Origin of the sequence: Pseudomonas coronafaciens pv. oryzae str. 1_6 (assembly GCF_000156995.2) — a bacterium.
GTDB lineage: Bacteria > Pseudomonadota > Gammaproteobacteria > Pseudomonadales > Pseudomonadaceae > Aquipseudomonas > Aquipseudomonas tremae.
The window spans coordinates 2,215,495-2,234,125 of the sequence record NZ_CP046035.1 but is presented as its reverse complement, the minus strand read 5'-3'; the positions used below and the strand labels follow the sequence as shown (position 1 = coordinate 2,234,125).

At 56.0% G+C, this 18,631-nt stretch carries 15 protein-coding genes and 1 pseudogene; 6 read left to right on the top strand and 10 right to left on the bottom strand.

What is annotated here, in order from left to right; all coding sequences use genetic code 11:
• Nucleotides 1–170 precede the first annotated feature (170 nt).
• The 4 genes from POR16_RS10055 (at nucleotide 171) to POR16_RS10040 (ending at nucleotide 5,622) form a co-directional block, all read left to right on the top strand.
• Nucleotides 171–563, top strand: coding sequence for a response regulator (locus tag POR16_RS10055; protein WP_005893552.1), 393 nt, complete (start codon nucleotides 171–173; stop codon nucleotides 561–563).
• A 337-nt stretch (nucleotides 564–900) separates the two neighbouring features.
• Nucleotides 901–1,527: a response regulator transcription factor gene (locus POR16_RS10050; protein ID WP_005893554.1), complete on the top strand. Its 627-nt coding sequence runs from the start codon at nucleotides 901–903 to the stop codon at nucleotides 1,525–1,527.
• An 8-nt stretch (nucleotides 1,528–1,535) separates the two neighbouring features.
• On the top strand, nucleotides 1,536–4,616 hold the full coding sequence (locus POR16_RS10045) for a transporter substrate-binding domain-containing protein (RefSeq protein ID WP_005893555.1): 3,081 nt from the start codon (nucleotides 1,536–1,538) through the stop codon (nucleotides 4,614–4,616).
• Nucleotides 4,617–4,833: 217 nt separating this feature from the next.
• Nucleotides 4,834–5,622, top strand: a complete 789-nt coding sequence (locus POR16_RS10040; protein WP_162010090.1) for a hypothetical protein — start codon at nucleotides 4,834–4,836, stop codon at nucleotides 5,620–5,622.
• On the opposite strand, the gene POR16_RS10035 is transcribed toward POR16_RS10040, so the two are convergent.
• On the bottom strand, nucleotides 5,588–5,824 hold the full coding sequence (locus POR16_RS10035; RefSeq protein ID WP_005897385.1) for a hypothetical protein: 237 nt from the start codon (nucleotides 5,822–5,824) through the stop codon (nucleotides 5,588–5,590). The two genes, POR16_RS10040 and POR16_RS10035, sit on opposite strands and share 35 nt — an antisense overlap.
• A gap of 160 nt (nucleotides 5,825–5,984) precedes the next feature.
• Here POR16_RS10035 and POR16_RS26555 point away from each other — a divergent pair.
• A pseudogene (locus tag POR16_RS26555) lies at nucleotides 5,985–6,140 on the top strand (integrase); the annotation flags it as partial.
• A 419-nt stretch (nucleotides 6,141–6,559) separates the two neighbouring features.
• On the opposite strand, the gene xopAH reads toward POR16_RS26555, so the two are convergent.
• Entirely contained in the window at nucleotides 6,560–7,546 is a 987-nt protein-coding gene (xopAH, locus tag POR16_RS10030; protein ID WP_042931938.1) for a XopAH/AvrB family type III secretion system effector, read from the bottom strand.
• A 514-nt stretch (nucleotides 7,547–8,060) separates the two neighbouring features.
• Here xopAH and POR16_RS10025 point away from each other — a divergent pair.
• Nucleotides 8,061–8,603, top strand: coding sequence for a hypothetical protein (locus POR16_RS10025; protein WP_223810504.1), 543 nt, complete (start codon nucleotides 8,061–8,063; stop codon nucleotides 8,601–8,603).
• Here the strand turns inward: POR16_RS10025 and POR16_RS10020 are convergent.
• From POR16_RS10020 to POR16_RS09985, 8 genes are all read right to left on the bottom strand, one after another.
• Nucleotides 8,600–9,844 (bottom strand): SGNH/GDSL hydrolase family protein, encoded by a 1,245-nt coding sequence (locus POR16_RS10020; RefSeq protein ID WP_154897055.1) that lies wholly within the window; start codon nucleotides 9,842–9,844, stop codon nucleotides 8,600–8,602. The genes POR16_RS10025 and POR16_RS10020 overlap by 4 nt on opposite strands.
• Complete coding sequence (locus POR16_RS10015) at nucleotides 9,841–10,059, bottom strand: hypothetical protein (RefSeq protein WP_042932466.1); 219 nt, start codon at nucleotides 10,057–10,059, stop codon at nucleotides 9,841–9,843. The genes POR16_RS10020 and POR16_RS10015 overlap by 4 nt, the downstream gene beginning before the upstream one ends.
• Nucleotides 10,060–10,093: 34 nt before the next feature.
• Nucleotides 10,094–10,888 (bottom strand): DNA adenine methylase, encoded by a 795-nt coding sequence (locus POR16_RS10010; protein ID WP_054989983.1) that lies wholly within the window; start codon nucleotides 10,886–10,888, stop codon nucleotides 10,094–10,096.
• A 175-nt stretch (nucleotides 10,889–11,063) separates the two neighbouring features.
• Nucleotides 11,064–11,594, bottom strand: a complete 531-nt coding sequence (locus tag POR16_RS10005; RefSeq protein WP_005897658.1) for a DUF2514 domain-containing protein — start codon at nucleotides 11,592–11,594, stop codon at nucleotides 11,064–11,066.
• Complete coding sequence (locus POR16_RS10000; protein WP_005897656.1) at nucleotides 11,591–12,124, bottom strand: glycoside hydrolase family 19 protein; 534 nt, start codon at nucleotides 12,122–12,124, stop codon at nucleotides 11,591–11,593. The genes POR16_RS10005 and POR16_RS10000 overlap by 4 nt, the downstream gene beginning before the upstream one ends.
• A gap of 65 nt (nucleotides 12,125–12,189) precedes the next feature.
• The gene (locus tag POR16_RS09995; protein ID WP_042933096.1) at nucleotides 12,190–13,620 is read right to left on the bottom strand and encodes a tail fiber domain-containing protein; all 1,431 of its coding nucleotides are present in this window, start codon (nucleotides 13,618–13,620) and stop codon (nucleotides 12,190–12,192) included.
• A gap of 21 nt (nucleotides 13,621–13,641) precedes the next feature.
• On the bottom strand, nucleotides 13,642–14,367 hold the full coding sequence (locus tag POR16_RS09990; protein WP_005897651.1) for a hypothetical protein: 726 nt from the start codon (nucleotides 14,365–14,367) through the stop codon (nucleotides 13,642–13,644).
• A 426-nt stretch (nucleotides 14,368–14,793) separates the two neighbouring features.
• On the bottom strand, nucleotides 14,794–18,630 hold the full coding sequence (locus POR16_RS09985) for a TipJ family phage tail tip protein (RefSeq protein ID WP_042933095.1): 3,837 nt from the start codon (nucleotides 18,628–18,630) through the stop codon (nucleotides 14,794–14,796).
• Nucleotide 18,631: the final 1 nt, after the last annotated feature.

The window sequence follows — 18,631 nt, the reverse complement described above, 5'->3', positions numbered from 1 at the left end:
CCCTACAAGCTTGTCAGACGAGTCCTATCGCAGGTTTTCTTGCATCCCTCAATAATTCCAGCCACTTCAACTGCCGCATCGGCACTTCATACGTCCGCCTGCGACACTTGCCGGTGTGCATGCCGTGTGCCGATGCCCCAATGCCTAGCCAGGGCCATTCCGGAAAACTCATGTCCAAACACAGCCTGCGCATCCTGTTGGTGGAGGATCATCCCTTCCAATTGATCGCCACTCAGGTACTGCTCAACAATCAGGGCTATTTCCTGCTTACCCCCGCACTGACTGCGGCAGAAGCCATGAATGCGATGCAGCGCAGCCCAGAGCCGTACGGGCTTTTACTCTGTGATCAATGCCTGCCGGACACGCCAGGCATCGACCTGATCAGCGAAGCATCACGGCTGGGGTTGCTGCGCCACGCCATTCTTCTCAGCGGCCTGCCCGATATCCAACTTGAAAAACTCCGGCAGCTCGCTGTCGAGCGTGATCTGCCGCTGCTTGGCTGCCTGAGCAAGCCCCTACACGGACCTGACCTGAGCCGTCTGCTGCAAAACCTTCCTGCCTGACTATCGACAAGCTGTCGCACAACAACTCACCGCACATCACCGACAGATGATCGTGATGATCGTGAATTCACGTTTACAACTGTAGGAAATCATCGATAAACATGCCTGATGATTCCAGAAAGTAATAAACAACCTGTACAACATAATTCGAACCACACAGAAAAACGCGTTAACGTTTAAACACACTTGTGTTCTGCGTAGGCTTTTACGTACTCCGATACGTTAATTATCGTAGGACTTTTCCTATATATGTCTGTTGAGCAAGTCTCTTTATGTGCCTGCCCGAACATCTGAGCTAAGGTGCGCGCTTTATTCGCCGCTTGTTATGGAATGGAATATGAACTCAGTTTTTATCATCGACGACCACCCGGTTATCCGGATGGCGGTAAGAATGCTGCTGGAGAACGAGAATTACGAAGTGGTGGGCGAAACCGATAACGGTGTCGACGCCATGCAAATGGTTCGCGAATGCATGCCCGACCTGATCATCCTCGACATCAGCATCCCCAAGCTCGACGGGCTTGAGGTGCTGGCACGCTTCAACACCATGGGGCTGCCGTCCAAGATTCTGGTGCTGACCTCGCAGACACCCAATCTGTTTGCGATTCGCTGCATGCAATCGGGGGCTTCCGGTTATGTATGCAAACAGGAAGATCTAAGCGAATTGCTCAGTTCGGTGAAAGCAGTATTATCCGGCTACAATTACTTTCCCAGCCAGGCGTTGGCGTGTGCAGTTCGTGAAGATGGACACACCAGCGAGCTGGAGCTGTTCAAGTTGGTCAATGATCGTGAATTGATGGTGCTGCAATTGTTTGCACAAGGGCGCTCCAACAAGGAAATAGCCAAGGGCATGTTTCTCAGTAACAAGACCGTGAGCACCTACAAGACAAGGCTCATGCAAAAACTCAAAACCAGAACCTTGGTAGAACTTATCGAGATGGCAAAACGCAACTCGCTAGTGTGAGAGACCGGATGCCCAAGCGCTTCAGACAATTATTACTACTGGCCACAGGCCTCTGCACAGGCTGGGGTGTCGAGGCCGGTCCTGCCGCGGCCGATCACTACACCCTGCTCGGCCGCTCGAGCCCTGCGCACATGGACGTCAAGCTGGACAGCAGCCAATGGCAGTGGGTACGCGGTCAGCGCGAGCTGATTCTAGGCACTTCCAGCCCTGACTACCCACCCTTCGACGTGACTATTTCAGGCAACGATTACGAAGGCATAACGGCTGATTACGCTGGCATCATCTCGGGGGCGCTGGACCTCCCGATCAGGGTCCAGCGTTTCGCGAGCCGTGACGCAGCGATCAGGGCGCTTGTCGCAGGCCAGGTCGATCTGCTGGGCACGGCCAACGGCTTCGAAGCCGTCGAGCGCAACATCAGGCTGTCCCAACCCTACTCGGTGGACCAGCCCGTGCTGGTCACACGCGTCGGAGAAACGCGCCCCTTGAACGACGGCCTGAAAGGCATGCGCCTGAGCATGGTCTATCACTACTTGCCGACAGCGGAGGTCGAAGCGACTTATCCAGGCGCGATTCTCAAGCATTACCCGTCGTTTCAGAACGCCATCAATGCCGTGGCCTTCAACCAGGCCGATGTATTTCTGGGCGACACCATTTCTACCCAGTACATCATCAACAAGGGCTACCTGAACAACGTCCAGATGTCGAACTTCGGCAAGCACGAGGCCAATGGCTTCAGCTTCGCCGTACGCCAGGAAAACACCCAACTGCTGGGTATCATCAACCAGGCATTGAAGGCGATTCCGGTCGAGGAGCGCATCAACATATCCCGACGCTGGAACACAGGCAGCGATCTGCTGCTGACCGACCAGAAGCTGCAACTCACACAGCGCGAGGAACGCTGGATCGCTCAGCATCCAACCATACGTGTGGTGGTCAACGAAGCCTACGCCCCCCTGACGTTTTTCGATGCCAAAGGCAATTTTCGCGGCATCACTGCTGACCTGCTGGAGCTGGTTCGCCTGCGCACCGGGCTCAAGTTCGACGTCAAGCGCTCGCCGAGCCTGACGGATATGCAAAATCAGGTCACGGAGGGCAAAGCCGACATGATCGGCGCACTGGATTCCAGTGACGAGCGAGAAGACCGCCTGAGCTTCAGCCGACCTTATGTCGACAATTCTTTCGTACTGGTCACCCGCAAGGATCAGGGGTCACCCAGCCATCTCGAACAAATGGACGGCAAACGCCTGGCCATCACCCAGGGCAGCCCGATGCTGGGCTGGCTGCGCAACAACTACCCGAACGTCGTGCCACTGGAAATCGACAACCCGTTCCAGGCACTGGACATGCTGGCGCTGGGCAGAACCGAAGGCGCGGTCATTTCGCTGCTGAGTGCAAACTACTTTCTGTCTTCAGGCATCTTTGAAGAGCGTTTGCAGATGACTGCCACCCTCGGCGAGGACCCGGCGCTGATTTCCATGGCCACCTCGCGCAATGCCATCGAGCTGAGTTCGATTCTCGACAAGGCACTGGCGAGCATCGCTCCTCAGGATCTGGCGGCAATCAACAATCGATGGCGCGCCTACACCCCATCGAGTGCGACCTGGCACGATTACGAGCGCCTGATCTACCAGATCCTGATCGGCGCGAGCCTTCTGCTGCTGGGCCTGCTGGCCTGGAATGCGTGGATGCAAAGGCAGATCCGCCAGCGCGAAGCCGCCGAGCGGGCGCTGGGCGATCAGTTCGAATTCATGAGAGCGCTGGTGGACGGCACCCCGCACCCGATCTACGTGCGCGATCGAGAAGGCCTTCTGCGTATCTGCAACGACAGCTACCTTCAAACGTTCTCTGCCAGACGTGAAGATGTCATCGGCAAGAGCACCGCCGCAGGCGTGCCGGGCAATGCCTTCGAAGCCAGTGAATACGCAGCGGACTATGAGCAGGTCATGGCCAGCGGCACGGCCCTGATCCTTGACCGCCCTTTGCGGATCGGTGAGCGGCAACTGACCATTTATCACTGGATATTGCCCTTCCGCGACTCGCTGGGCGAAGTGCAAGGCATCATCGGTGGCTGGATCGACATCAGTGAACGTCGCCAGTTGATCGAGGAGCTGCAGGCCGCCAAGGAGCAGGCGGACGCGGCCAGTCGGGCCAAAAGTACCTTTCTGGCCACCATGAGCCATGAAATACGCACCCCAATGAATGCTGTGATCGGCATGCTCGAGCTGGCACTCAAACGTGCAGACCATGGCGAACTGGATCGCTCTGCCATCGAGGTTGCCTACAGCTCGGCCAACGACCTGCTGGACCTGATAGGCGATATTCTTGATATCGCCCGCATCGAATCCGGCCGTCTGGCCCTCAACCCGGAGCGGGCAAACCTGCGCCAACTGGTCGAGTCGGTGGTCAGGGTCTTCGACGGCCTGGCCCGACAGAAAGACCTCAGCCTGGTGCTGGCGCTGGACAGCCGAATCAACACCGACGTGCTGATCGATCCTCTGCGCTTCAAGCAGATATTGTCCAATCTGGTCAGCAACGCCATCAAGTTCACTCAGGACGGGCAGGTAAAGATCAGTCTTCAGGCTGGCGATACAGCGGCCCCCCAACAGCTGCACCTGCATGTAATGGTTCAGGACAGCGGCATCGGCATCAGCAGCGAAGACCAGCAGCGCCTCTTCGAGCCTTTTGCTCAGGTGGACAATACCGGGCAGATGGCCAGGACCGGCGCCGGCCTGGGACTGGTGATCTGCCGCAGCCTGTGCGTGATGATGGGCGGCAACCTGCAGCTCGACAGCGCGCCGGGCCAAGGCACCCGGGTGAGCATGGAGCTGCTGCTGACGACACTTGAACCGCTGACCCATCAGCCCGTGGCGCCGCAGCCCTCGAGTTCGGCCAGCCAGCCCCTCAGGATCCTGGTGGTGGACGACCATCCCGCCAACCGGATGCTGCTGTGTCAGCAACTGGGCTTTCTCGGCCATCATTGCGAAGTGGCTGAAAATGGTGCGCAGGGGCTTGCACAATGGAAGGCTGACAACTTCGATCTGGTGGTTGCTGACTGGAATGCCCCGATATTTCCTAAATATTCTTTTTAAATCAAATATTTACATAGAAGAAAGCTATATTTTTAACCGCGCTTTCCCAACTTTACTATCCCAATGAAATCAGATGTTTATGGTTGCGTTTTGGGGAAGATTTAGAAGGAAAGCGCACGCAACTATCCCTCCCCCGGCGTCCTGCCGACGAACACCACTCCCCAAACCTAAACGACTCGAATACTGTATGTATATACATCAATTGAGAATCATCCCCATGAACGAGTGCAGCAGCTCAGAAGCCTTGGTCGAATGGCACAAAAGGCTCAATGACAGGAGGCAATGGACGAACCCTGCAGTCACCTACCGGTTTCTGGCACGCATGGCCGAAGACATGCAGACCGGCGGACTGGTCGATCCACTGGAACGCTTCGAAATGTTCGAGCTGGCCAGTGCCGCCTTCTGCCATTTCACAGAGGAAGGCAACCACGAATGGCGCCACCAGGCATCAGACTACTTGGCCTACAACGCGGGCGGCATCGTTGTAGGAAGCCTTCTGCACTCACGTTACGTCCTGCACGAGGCCGATCAATCGCCCTACCATGCCGCCCACTTCGCCTTTCTGGATGAGAGCAACAATCTCATGATGAGGGACTACAAAAGGTACGGTGTGCTTGAGGGTCGTTACATTTACACCGAAACCGGCCAGACGTTGACACTGGTTGAGCAATCCAGACAGATCAACGGAGTGAACCTCCAGCGCCTCACCGATGAGGATCAGTACCGCGCGCTGATTGATGCGAGCGCCGTCGCCTTGGATCAGGGAGATTTCAAGTTCTACGTTTCGCTATGGGAGCGCCACAGCTACTCGATATTTATCAGATGCCTTCATTGCCTTGATGGGTTCGCAGTGCGCGACGATTGTACGCACTGCGACGGCCGAGGCTTTATCGAAGACCCTCAGTGCCCGAACAAGCTTCCCCGGCCAATGAAGCGCGCAGAAAGCATTGCTGTCGACCTAGGTCGATCAGCTAAACCTTGCGAATCCCAAACTGGGCGACCTTGACTATCGAGTTCTGCGGCACGCCAGCGGCCAGGTAAAGCTCCATCCGTGAGGCGATCACCGTCTCAGTCAGGTCAACCGTTCCACGTTGCGTTTCCAACTGCCCGGCGATGTTGGCCGGCATGGTGAATGGCTCTTGGTACTTGTCCATCGAGCGGAAGTAGAACGTAGTCGAGGCCTCGCCGACAGGCTTGGTGATGGTCAACTCAGCCTTCCAGGCCGCCCCTGCACAACTCTCCGATAAGCTCGACCGCCAACACCATTTGGATAACATCGCCAGCCAGATTGGTTTTGATGACGTTCGCAGTTGACTTGCACATAGATGTCGCTGCCCACCGCAATGTTGCCGCCCAGCTCGGCGCAAAGAAATCCACCAGTTTCAATTCAAAGATATCAGGCCGAAAGCCGCGTCCGAGATCACCGATATCGCAGATGCCAGCCTGTTGCTTAGCAACTCCCAACAGGAGATAACAAAGCGCGTTTCCAGCCGGATCGGCGCCGTCGCGCAGCCCTCAAAGTGAGAAAGTTTCGGAACCCCTCACTTTTCGCCGCCCAATAAAAAACCCCGCAGACGTTAATCTGCGGGGTTTTGAATAGTGGAGGCCGAGGTCAGAATCGAACTGCCGTAGGCGGATTTGCAATCCGGTTATGAAATACAAGCAGGCTGCGGACTGTAGCGATATTTGGTTCCGCAATAGAAGCGAGAAAAGTCCTCTGGAGCCCTCGTAGAATGGGGACTATACTTTTTATTTCGGAACTGATTCACGGTTGATAAGGGTTATCGTACTGAGTATTTAGCCACTACCGCGACCGTCAGCAACCGTAGCGGTAAGTACCACGACGCTCCCAGACCTATCGTACCTCAGCTGTTTGATCGACCAAAAAACCGGCAGCGAGACATCATTGAGCAGATGTTTCGCAATCCAAGAAGAAACGTCCGTCAGCTGTGATCAAAAAAACCCTCATAGCTATTCACAAAATCTTTCAAATTCATTGTTAACGCCTCCAAATCTGGAACAATACCTGGTTTCATTGGAGGAAGATCCATACCTCTTGCTTGAGCGATAGAACGCACACATAGTTCGGCTTTTGCTGCACTTCCACGCATATCAGGTACAGCATGTACCCCCCACCAGTGTATCTCTGCAAGCGTCTTTAATGCACGAGCATCGGATATCGTAGCGTCAGTAGCAACTCCGTAAAGCCCTTCGACATGCTGCAAAATTTTCGGAATGTGCTCGGCATCCGTATGAACTATCACATAAGGTTCGCCTATATCATTCATACCAATCCTGCGCATATTTGGATAAGGTTCTTTTGTCCGGTCAGCATGACGATCAGTGGTCATCCATATACACGTAAGTAGTAAGGGTTCACCGTCAATTTTTCCGTAGACTTTAAAAACCTTGCTCTTTGGTAGGGTGCCTGTGGGCCTTCTAATATCTGCATCTTTACGCTTTGCGAATCTATCCTTTATATATTCGTATGGCCCCGTAAGAGGAGTAATGAACTCACGAGGCCAATTGGGATCACGGATATCGGCAAACTCCTTTGCCTTGTCGCCGGCTCTGGCGCTTCTCCAATCACGTGCCTCGTCCCAAGCCTCACTAAAACTATTGATATTCCCCCCAGCAATCGCGGCGCCCAACTCTCGGCTTTTATGATAAAAAGACTGACCATACTCCATCTGGTAGGGCGTGTGATCTCTATTAAAATTAGGATTCGGCCAACGAGCCACACCGACTAACGATTGTTGATGCTGAGTTAACCGGCTGTCTTGTGGTCCTTTAAGCTCACCGAACCTTGGGGATCTCGATGTAGAATTCACACTAGAGGATTCAGCTCTAGAATGATCTGGAGAATTCAGACTATTTGCTCGAAAACTCCCAGACGAACTAACCGACATATTTGAAGATGCACAACCCATACCCCTCTCCCCTTAAGTTAATTTCGATTAAAGCAGCAATAAAAACATTACAACTTCCTGTGATTTTTTTAAAAATTGAGCCGCAGATATATATTCTTAGCTTGATATACCTACATTCTAATCACTGCCAAATAGTTTATAACCAATCTATGAGTGGACATAAGTGCTTAGCCAGTTCCAAATCAGAACAGCATCCAGATGAAAATAATTTCACATAAAATAAACGACCACATAGACACGTGCTGGCACGTCTATGGCGTATCTACGATGCCTTTTTGAAAGGCAGCCTGCGGTTTAGTCGATTGTAGGTCGTCACGTGAGAAGAAAAGCGCATGGCGAATCGAAGCTACTTTCCACTCCCATCCCCGGTGCTCTGCCGACGCACACCACCCCCCAAACCCGAACGACTCGACTACTTTATGCCCATACAGAAAGTGAAAATCATCCCCATGAACGAGTGCAACAGCTTAGAAGCCTTGGCCGAATGGCACAAAAGGCTCAATGACAGGAGGAAATGGACGAACCCTGCAGTCACCCCTACCGGTTTCTGGCACGCATGGCCGAAGACATGCAGTCCGGCGGGCTGATCGATTCACTGGAACGTTTCCAAATGTTCGAGCTGGCCCATGCCGCCCACTTCGCCTTTCTGGATGAGAGCAACAACCTCATGATGAGAGACTACAAAAGGTACGGTGTGCTTGAGGGTCGTTACATCTACACCGAAACCGGCCAGACGTTGACACTGGTTGAGCAATCCAGACAGATCAACGGAGTGAGATTCCAGCGCCTGACCGATGAGGACCAGTACCGCGCGCTAATTGATGCGAGCGCTGTAGCCTTGGATCAGGGAGATTTAAAGTTCTACGTTTCGCTATGGGAGCGCCACACTACTCGATATTTATCAGATGCCTTCATTGCCTTGATGGGTTCGCAGTGCGCGACGATTGTACGCACTGCGACGGCCGAGGCTTTATCGAAGACCCTCAGTGCCGAACAAGCTTCCCCGGCCAATGAAGCGCGCAGAAAGCATTGCTGTCGACCCAGGTCGATCAGCTAAACCTTGCGAATCCCAAACTGGGCGACCTTGACTATCGAGTTCTGCGGCACGCCGGCGGCCAAGTACAGCCCCATGCGTGAGGTGATCACCGTTTCAGTCAGGTCGATCGTTACGCGCTGCGTTTCTAGCTGCCCGGAGAAGCTGGCCGGCATGGTGAATGGCTCCTGATACTTGTCCATTGAGCGATAGTAAAACGTGGTCGAGGCGCCGCCGACAAGCTTGGTGATGGTCAACTCGGCTTCCCACGCGAGTATCCCGCGCGACTCCCCCGCGATCTCCACCGCCGACACCATTTCGATAACGTCACCGGCGGCCAGGTTGGTATTGATGACGTTCGCTGTTGGCTGCACGTAGATGTAGCCGCCCGCCGCCGCCATGTTGCCGCCCAGCTCGATACACTGCGCTTCGCCATAAGCGGCAGGCTCTTTGAACCAGCGCGTGGTGATCCCAGTCAGGGCAGAGCCCACGGCTTTGTAGCCGTCAGCCAGCACCGAACCGGCCACGGCGTTGACACCAGCCGGGAGAGTGCCGCCAGTGCCCAACATCATAGGGTTTGCATTGAGGCAGCCGAACGGGCGAATGGCCGAGTAAATGTCGCCAGCGTCCGTTGGTAGCGGGATGCCAGGAAATTCGAAGTCGGCGGTGATGATCGGCACCACCCGCGAACTGATGAAGTCGGCACCGAGGATGTTTGGGTGCAGGCCTTCAACCGTCATGGCCTCGGTGAAGCCGTCCCAAATGTTCACCACAGGTACGAACTGGCTGACGTAGTTCAGCACCCAGTCTTTGTAGGCGATCGCATCGGTCAGGGCCTGCCCGGTCAGCGCCCTGCTACCGAAACGCGGCGTACCAGTGCCGACGATCAGGTACTTGCCAGGCGTGTTCAGGAAAGCGGTGACGATCTTCATCACGTTGGCTTTCGTGTCAGCAAGGCTCATACCTGCCGTGGTGCTGTCGTTGGTACGTGACAACAGCAGCCACAGGTCGGCAGTTGACGAGGAAATGCAGGCCGGTAGCCTGGCCAGGAACTGCCCGGTGTGGTCGCCGAGCTTGCCTTGATTGTCCAGGTAGCTGGGAAACAGGCCGGTGCGCGCCGCGATCATGCCGGCATAGCCATAGGCCTCGGTACCGAACGCCGTCGCCGCGATGGTGTGGCAGTTGCCCGAGAAGCTATCGCCGAGCAGGCCCAGGCCGCGTCGGATCGGCTGGCGCCGAGGTACGGGATTTACCAGAAGGCTCATGCGTATACCTCAAACGCAGCGCCAGCAGCAGGCACGATTCGGATCGTCGCCGGCGGAAAGCTCAACTGATAGGCACCGTCTTTCCAGAACGTGTCGGTATTGATCCAGCTGTCCCCAGCCTGGATCTGGACTGACACCGAACCACCGTTCGCCTTCACTGCCAGCGTTACCTTTATGGTGCGGTCGTAGTTTTCTTGCTTAATCGATGTCTGCATTTTGCCTCCAAAGTACATAAAAAGGCGCGAAGCCTCAGAACAAGCCCCCAAGCGCAGACGGCTCCCAATTCATTATCACGAGCTCTCCACTGACCTCGCTCTTGCCTTGTCGCTGATTCGAAGTGGTGTAGCGAATATCCACCTGCTCAAAATGGAAGCCGTCGAAAACCTTCCTGATGTCAGGGTGATCGTTGATGCTCACCATCACCTTTCCTTTACATCTCCGCATGAAGTCGGCCATTCGCTCGTAGTTTTCGAACGGGAAATCCACGCCATAGCCAGCGGTTTTCCAATACGGGGGATCCATGTAGTGAAAGGTGTGGGCACGGTCGTAACGCTCGGCGCAGTCCAGCCAAGGAAGGTTTTCGACATACGTGCCAGAAAGCCTCTGCCAAGCGGCGGACAGGTTTTCCTCGATCCTCAGCAGATTTATGGCAGGACCAGTTGTCGCGGTCCCGAATGTCTGGCCGGTAACTTTGCCTGCGAAGGCGTGATGCTGGAGATAGAAAAATCGGGCGGCTCGCTGAATATCGGTGAGAGTTTCAGGGCGGGTCGTTTTTTGCCATTCGAACACTTGCCTGGAGCTAAGCGCCCATTTGAACTGGCGTACAAATTCTTCGAGATGGTTTTGCACCACCCGGTACAAGCTAACCAGCTCGCCGTTGATGTCGTTCAGAACTTCAACAGGGGCGGCCTGAGGTCGCATGAAGTACAGCGCGGCTCCACCAGCGAAAACTTCGACATAGCATTCATGTGGCGGGAAAAGGGGGATAAGCCGGTCGGCGAGGCGGCGCTTGCCGCCCATCCAGGGAATAATGGGGTTAGTCATGTGCAAGCCTTTACTGTATGGATAAACAGGTGATAGGCTCGCCGCGCTTTGTGCACAGAGCGAGGGGCCTTGGCTGGACTTGCAGGAATAGTCTGCGGTTCGGTGGCTGGAACGGATGTTGACGCATCCTTACCAGCCGCTCCTTTTGTGCGTGAAGCACGAATTCTAATCAGGCCTACGGCCTGACTTGATTGATGGTGCCGGATAGCTCATCGACAAGGCGATTACACGCCAGCCCGGCTACTCGGGCAGAGTCAGCGTATTTAGCGAGTTCTCCCGCTCGCGCGTCAGACCTGCTGAGCAGCTCGGAGAGCACCATTGCGGCACGGCTGGCTGCCTTGCCTCGTTCGGCAGCGCCGGTATTGCTGGGGGAGCAACTTGTGGCGGCTGCCAGCTTTCCGGCTTCGACGCGCAGCCGGTCGCCAGCAGCATCAGCGACAGCAGCATCAGTAAGCGCAGCGGTCTGTTCTTGTCTTGCATGGTTTGCTACCTGGTTGGCCGCTTTCTGACGGCGTTGCTCTTCGGTTCGGTATTCGGTGGTCGTCGTGGCCACCGCTTCGGATTGGGAACTGACTTCCTCGGCCCACTTCGCCTTCCAGTCCAGGTCGGTGACGGTCACGCCATGCAGGTAAGCCCCGTACAACGCACCGGCCAGCGCCAGCAAGATCAGTAATAAGCCGCCGACTCTTGCGTAAAGACCGCTCACGCCAGCACCTCAAGCGCGCGAACATACAGCGTCTGCCGATCAGCCAAGCCATTCGTGCCACCATTGATACGTTTGGTGATGGTCAGGAAGTCGCCCTTGTCGGCCAGCGTGTTGAGAGCGGCCCGGTGCCAGAACCACGCCGCCGACATAGCGGCGTGCTGCGGCAGTTCGAGCAATTCGGGATGGTTGATCAGGTCGAGGCCCAGTGCTTCGCCGCATTCCTCGTAATTGGCCCTGCCCGTCACCTGGATCAGTCCACGGCCCCGAAATTTCGAGCCATCACCCGCAACGGTGTTGCCAAGGTCCTTTCGGCCCTCGTAACCCAGCTGCTGCTTCGTTGGGCCCCAAATCTCGCGGACGTAGCGCAGCTGACCGGACTCATGGCCGACTTGGGCAATGAATGCAGCGATACGCAGCGGGGTCACAATCTGGTACTTGCTCATCGCTGTGTTCAAGACGGGTGCAAAAACGCCGGCTTTCTGGCCGGCGCTCGGGAGGATCTGCAGTAGTTGCTGCGCAGTGATCGGCATTTCGGTTTCTCCAGGCAAAAAAATACCCGCTCAATGGCGGGGGTGCGGGTGTTGCTGTTCAGGTGTTACGCGGCGGCTGGTTCTGGGGCTGGCTGAATCGATGTCTTGAGCGCGGCCAGCTCGGCGCGCAGCTCTAAAGACTCTGTGTGCAGCTCTTTGACAGCGCCCATCAGATCGGTGATCAAGGCCATCGGGTCGAGCTGCTGGATACGTGCGTTGCCGCTTTCGTCGACGCCATCCTTCTCGCCGGTCACGGCCAAGGGATTTACAGCCTGCGCCTCATGCGCAATCAAGCCTTGATAGGTGGTTCCATCGCCACGAAACACCGCGCCGAACACCTTGCGCTGGTAGGTGACGATTCTGTAAGCGTTGATGCGATCACGGTACGACGGTACTTTTGCATCGGTGATGTACTTCTTGAACCGGTAGTCAGACCCGAACAGCGTCATGGTCCCGACATAGGTGTTGTCGATCCACACATCTACGTTTGAGCCGGTCCAATTGTAGTTATAGACGGTGCCGCCACGCCCGGCGCTAAGGCCTGCTCTACACCAAGTACCTGCTGAAGCAACCCGTCCGGTCACTTCAAGAGCGCCAGCAACAGTAAGAATTCCAGAATTTTGGTTGATGATCCTGACGTCATAGTCGGCAGCAGTGTTGTTGAAATGAAAGTCGATATAAGGACTGGTGTTGCTGAGTTCAATTCCGCCGAAAGTAGGCGCTTGAGCGGCGCCAATGCCGAGAGCGTTGCGAGCGGTTGCAGCAGTGTTGCCTCCCGTGCCGCCAGATGAAATCCCGATTGGTGCGGCAGTCACAGCAAGTGAGGACACACTCAACAGGCCGTCGTAGCTATAGGTCATTTCGGGGCCGGTAGCGCTGTTGGCCGCGTTCACGGAGCGCCACGTAAATCCACCCGCGCCACCGCCCTTGTTTACAACGAAGTGACCCTCACCCTTAGAGCCGGTATTCCAGCCCATATACATGCCTTGCACTCCGAAGAGGGCTGCTGCCTGCTGAACTCCGATCTCGGACAGCAGCACTCGTCCGTCAGTGCGGCCTGTACCCCCTTTGTTAACCGGAACAGTGTTTTCGGTTGCAACAGTGCCGAGACCTAGGTTCGTTCGGGCATCAGCCCCCGACGCTGCGCCAGTCCCGCCCTTGGCAACAGGCAGAATGTCGTAGTTGCCGGTCGTGCCGAGACTCGCAAGGGTATTTCCCCAGCGCAGATTTACAGCATTAAATGCGTCTCGAAGCAGCTTATCGTACCCCTGAACGGGCATGATCGCGTAGCTTGCACCGCTTACCGTAGCCCCCTTATACGGCGGTAGAATCGATATAACCGTAGGGCTGGCCACGTTCGCGATTTCGTAACTCAGGCCATCAGGCCCTACAAAGGCGTCGCCCACGCGGGAGTTCGCGTCAAAAGCAGCGTTCACGCCCGTCACGGCAGTTGATCCGTTTGTCACGGAGACAGTACCGCTTCTAAGCCAAGGCATATGTGCAACTCCAAAAAGTGCTTAGTTATAATATCTAGAGACAGAAAACTTACAGACCGGTATAGCGAAGCAGGTTTCGTTCATTCCTTGGTAATACCAATATCCACCGCCCGCGATTTGAGCGTTTATTTGTAAAACAGGCACACTGTTACTCAGCAAGGTAAGGCCCGCAAACTGGACGCCGTCTGCAAACCACATGACACCCCGGTCTATGCTGGAAATGCAAACAAAGTCGTCAGCATCAATGGTTAGGTTGCTATCATAAATATCAACCATATCGCCTTTTTGTAGTGTCCAGTTTTTGGCGAACTTACTGTATCTCACAATCTTGTCAGCCGACGAAAATACTATGCGCCGAGCATCGTCCCGAATATTCATACCGTAAACCTCGGGGCTTGGCTGATCAGCGAACTTACAAGCGACGTACTCCATTGAGTAATTCTGCAGCGAACTGCCAAACCTAACTGCCGAGGTCACCAAAAACCCGGTCCAGTTACCGGGCCCTCCCGACATGGTGGTATAAATACCCAAGGAAGGATGGCTACCGCTTATGTGCCTGACGAAAATCTGTGGCGGCTCTTGGGTCAGAATTGGCCGGGCAAAAACGACAGATCCAAACCCTTCCTTATCCGTATATCGGGAAGTGATAGCGAACTGGCCTCGCTCGGAAAATACCAGCACCTTGTACTTGCTACCGATAATAACCGAGCTCGCCCCATTAACTGCGGAGAAACCATAGTCCACCATCACCCCACCCTCACAACTTCCACTACAGACTCAACAGCATGTTCTATCCATTCATCCCTGAATCGCCCACCTACCCCGGTAGGGCGTCTTCTGTTGACGTAAGTAAATATTCCGATGCTCGTTCCTCCTAAATCCTTATAAGTGGGAACATACCCCCACGCATCAGGATTGCCAGGCTGTCCATAGGAGGCATACTGCCTTGGGGTAATCAGCACGAAACACTTCGCAGGATCATAGTTCGGTACATCCATCAGGATATAATCACTACGAATGCCCTCACCGCTCGTGCGAGAAGCTGGTATCACCATCGAAGCCAGCTTTCTGATAGTGAAATCTTCCATCCCTAACGTCTGGACGTTGCCGGCGTCTCGCACTCGCACTCCATAAATATCCATCGTTTCTCCGAAATGCTTTATCAGTACGAGGTTAAGACGCCGTCAATCGACCTACAGCCGTGCGCTCTACCAAGTTGGCGTCATAAACATAAAGACCACGGTTGTTTAGAAGCACCGAGCCTTCCGCGTCCTGGCTGCGAATATTCACCGCACCCGTTACGAAGTTGAGTTCTAACAAAGGCTCACCGCGTGAGTTCTTGGCCTGAGACGTGATCGACATTCCCGCAATGATTTCTCTGATAAAGGCCGTGTTGATGATTGCGGTGTTGATGAACACCTGCCCGCCTTGCACCACAAACGGCGCAATCATCGTTCCGCTGACCTCGTCCAGAATTGCGAAGCGCTGCGCAAACGCGAGTATCTGCGACTCCTGCTCCTGACCCTCGACGCCTACAGCCAGAGCGGCCATAACCGTACGCCCGCCAACTGTGGTGGCCGTTTTAATGGTCGTAAGCGCCGAAACCTTGCCGCCGAGCGCCGAAACGGTTTTTGTAGCCGTTTCAGCATTGGCCGACGCCCCATTTGCTGTCGATTGCGCAGTGCTTATCTGTCGGGTCAGGGCACCGTCCGCATCCGCTCTCGCTGCTGCTTCGTCCCTTACGGCGGAACTTGCACCGCTGGCGGTGGCTTGTACCTGCTCGATTCTGGCGGCGAGCGCGCTGTCTGCATCTGCTCTGGCGGTTGCTTCGCTCCGGGTGGCGGCCTGATTCGAATCGACCGCCGCACTCAATGTTGTCAGCTGCTGGGCGGTAGCCTGCCTGTCCGTAGCAATTGTCGTTTCGACGATGCTGATTTTCGACTCGTTGCCACCGACACGTGCATCCAGCAACGTGGTGCGTTGAGCTTGGGCGAAATCCTGCTCAGTTCTGACTTTCACTTCCTGTGCGTAGCTGGCTGTACTATCCCAGCCCTTGAGCGCGTCCAGCAGATCGCCCTCCCCGCTGTCTGCTCGGTACTGGGCCTGAACCGCCTGGAGCTGGCTGGCGGTCGCGCTGGTCTTGCCGTCGACCGTTGCGATGTTGGCTGTGTTTTTGGAAACCTGATCCGCCTGGGCGTTGGCCGAGCGGATCGACTGGCCGGTGTTGACCCAGTACGTAGGGTTCGGCGGGCCGTTGGCGCCGTTAGCAGCCGCAGGCACCGCAGCGATAGCCGTCCAGAGGTTGTCACCCACGCGCACGGTATTGTCCCGCACGTAGGCGTCGGTAGGCACGTACACTAGTGCATCGGTGATAGCGCCGATCTCGCTTTTCAATTCAGCAAGACGTTTGTTTACGGAGCCATCCCCATTCCCGGAGATTTTTCCGATTTCAGTGAATAGCTGATCACCCAGCGCCGAAGCCTTGATCTTTCCGATGAAGTACTTTTCATACGCCGGCTCGTCGACACTGACCTGTCCGAGCACACCTTTATCTGCTGGGAACCACGGCCCTACGTTTCCAGACCTGTCGACAATGCGCGCCCAAAAGAACAGGTTCGTCCCCGGCGTGATGTTCTGCATTTCATGGCTGGCTTGCGGATAGGCAAAGTCTGCAAGCTTCGTCGCAGTAGCGCGATCATTGATCTTGCTGTTCCATATTTCAGTACGTTGAGCATCTTCTGTGCCTGGCGGGAAAGTCCATTTAAGGCCAATCCCGTAGATCAAAGGCGTGGTAGTCAGCGACGTAACAGCCGGCGGCAAGCTTGTCTTGCCCTTCAGGTTTGTCAGCAGGGATGTAGTCGGGAGCGATGACACGTTCAAAGCGCTGACAGCGCGCACCCTTGCCATGTACTGGCCGGAGTAGATGCCGGGCACGTCAACCAGCAGCTCACCGGTACGCGGCACCTTGACCCACTCACGCGAGCCCCAGCGCCATTCCACGTCGTACGCTACCGCGCCTGGCGCAGCGTCCCAGCTGATGGTCATGTTGGTGACAGCTATGCCCTGATCGATGACAACATGCTGCGTCACGAACACCGCGCCTGGCGCAGACTGCACGCCCACCGGTACGCCGCTGATTGGGCGGATATCCACCACAGCGCCGAAGTCGATGGCGTCGAACTTGCTCGGTTCGTGCTGGATGCACTCGAACTGGTACTGGTGCCATTCCGGGCGCGTGATGTTGCGCACCAGAAACTGCATGGTTTTCAGGTCGTCGTATTCGAGTATCCAACCGCATTCCGCTTCCGGCACTTCGCTGAAGCTTGCAGCGATCGTCACACGCCGCCCACTGATTGAAGTGATCGCACGGGCTTCGGACTTGCCGCTGGGCAGGTTCACCCGCAGCTTGGCACCGGCCGAAATATCGATGTCACGGTCAACAGTGATAACCCGCCCAGCCACTGCGCTGATGCGCCCACCGTTCGCTCGGCCAGCCAGCATCGGGTCGGCCACGGCGATGATCTGACCAGGCTTCGGTATCTGCCCGTCGAGGCCAACACGAAAGGTCGCTGGCCGCGTCTGAGTCTGCTCAGTGATAAGCGCGTATTGCCCTGCCCGCTGCGCCTGCCCGAGCGTGGTGCAGCCGTAAGCGTCCACCGCCAGTTCGTTGACCGATCCAGATTCGGCCATCGCCACGTCATCAAAGACGGGCTCTTTGTCTGTCTTGAAATCCTGAGCCGGGTTATCCCAGGTCACCATCGCCAGGTTGTGACGGTCGCGCGCACGGGTGCCCGAATACTGGATTTCGCCGTTGTTGAGGATTTGCGAAGGGTTGTAGGTGTAAACGGGATCGCCAGGCATATCGGCGGTGAACGTGATCTGGCTGCCATCCCAAGTACTCATGCCGTGAAAGATGGCCGACAGATCTTGCAACACCGCGTAGGCATCCGCCTGCTTCTGCAGGTAAATGTTGCAGGTCAATCGCGGGTGCGTACCGCCCATACCGTCCGGCACCATCTGATCGCAATACTGCGCGATGCGGTACAGGTTCCAGCGGTCCACCATCGTGGCATCGATTCGGTGACCCAGACCGTAATACGGGTTTAGCGAGATGTCATAGCAGACCCAAGCCGGGTTGTTGGTGTACGCGAGCTTGAACGTCCCGTCCCAAATGCCGTTGCTCGTCCCGGCGCCTGACGTGGCGTAGGTCCGCGCTTCAGGATCGTAGTTGGTCGGCACGCGCACGATCATGCCGCGCATGTGAACCGCAATCTTGGCGATATCGCCGCCGAACTGTTGAGCGTCATATTCGACGCAGCCCACGGCGGTGAGCGGAAACTCTTGGTCGCTGTCTACCACCTCGGCGACCGCATCAATGAACATGGCGTCCTGAACCAGAGAGCTGTTCGCCTCTGCCGTGATCCGTCGCACGCGCATGGTCCAGCGGCTGCCCGCAGGCAGATTGATGCGGTGGCTGCGCTCGTACTTCGTGACGTTCTTGCGGTCCACAAAGTCTTTGAGCACCTGGACGAAAGGGCCGCCGTCGGTGGCCAGGTCGATCGCATATTCAATCCGCACGCCATTCACGTTGCCACTTGCATCCTGCGACTGGAGCTGTGGCCAGCTGAAGCGAACGCGCACCGCGTCCAGCACCGGGTTGGTAATGGTGCGCAGGTACGGCGTGGTGCTGAGCAACTGTTGGTTTACATCGATTTCATTGCTCGACTCGGCAATGCCCTCAAGACGCGGCTGGTTCAGCTCACCGTTGCGGAACTGCCATTTCACGCCCGGGAAGTTAACAGTGCCGTCCTCGGCCACGAGCGGTGTTCCGTCCAGTTTCACCGAGCGCAGGCCGTTCACCGGGCCAACAATCGGCCCCCAGCTCCACAGATAGACGATGCGTGCGGTGGCGATAGAAGCTGTGCCGTTCGTGGCAATCGTTGGCTGCTTCTGTTTCGCCTCGCCGCCCTTGCTCCCGCGAATGCTTCGCGCTGCTGCCGCACTTCCCATA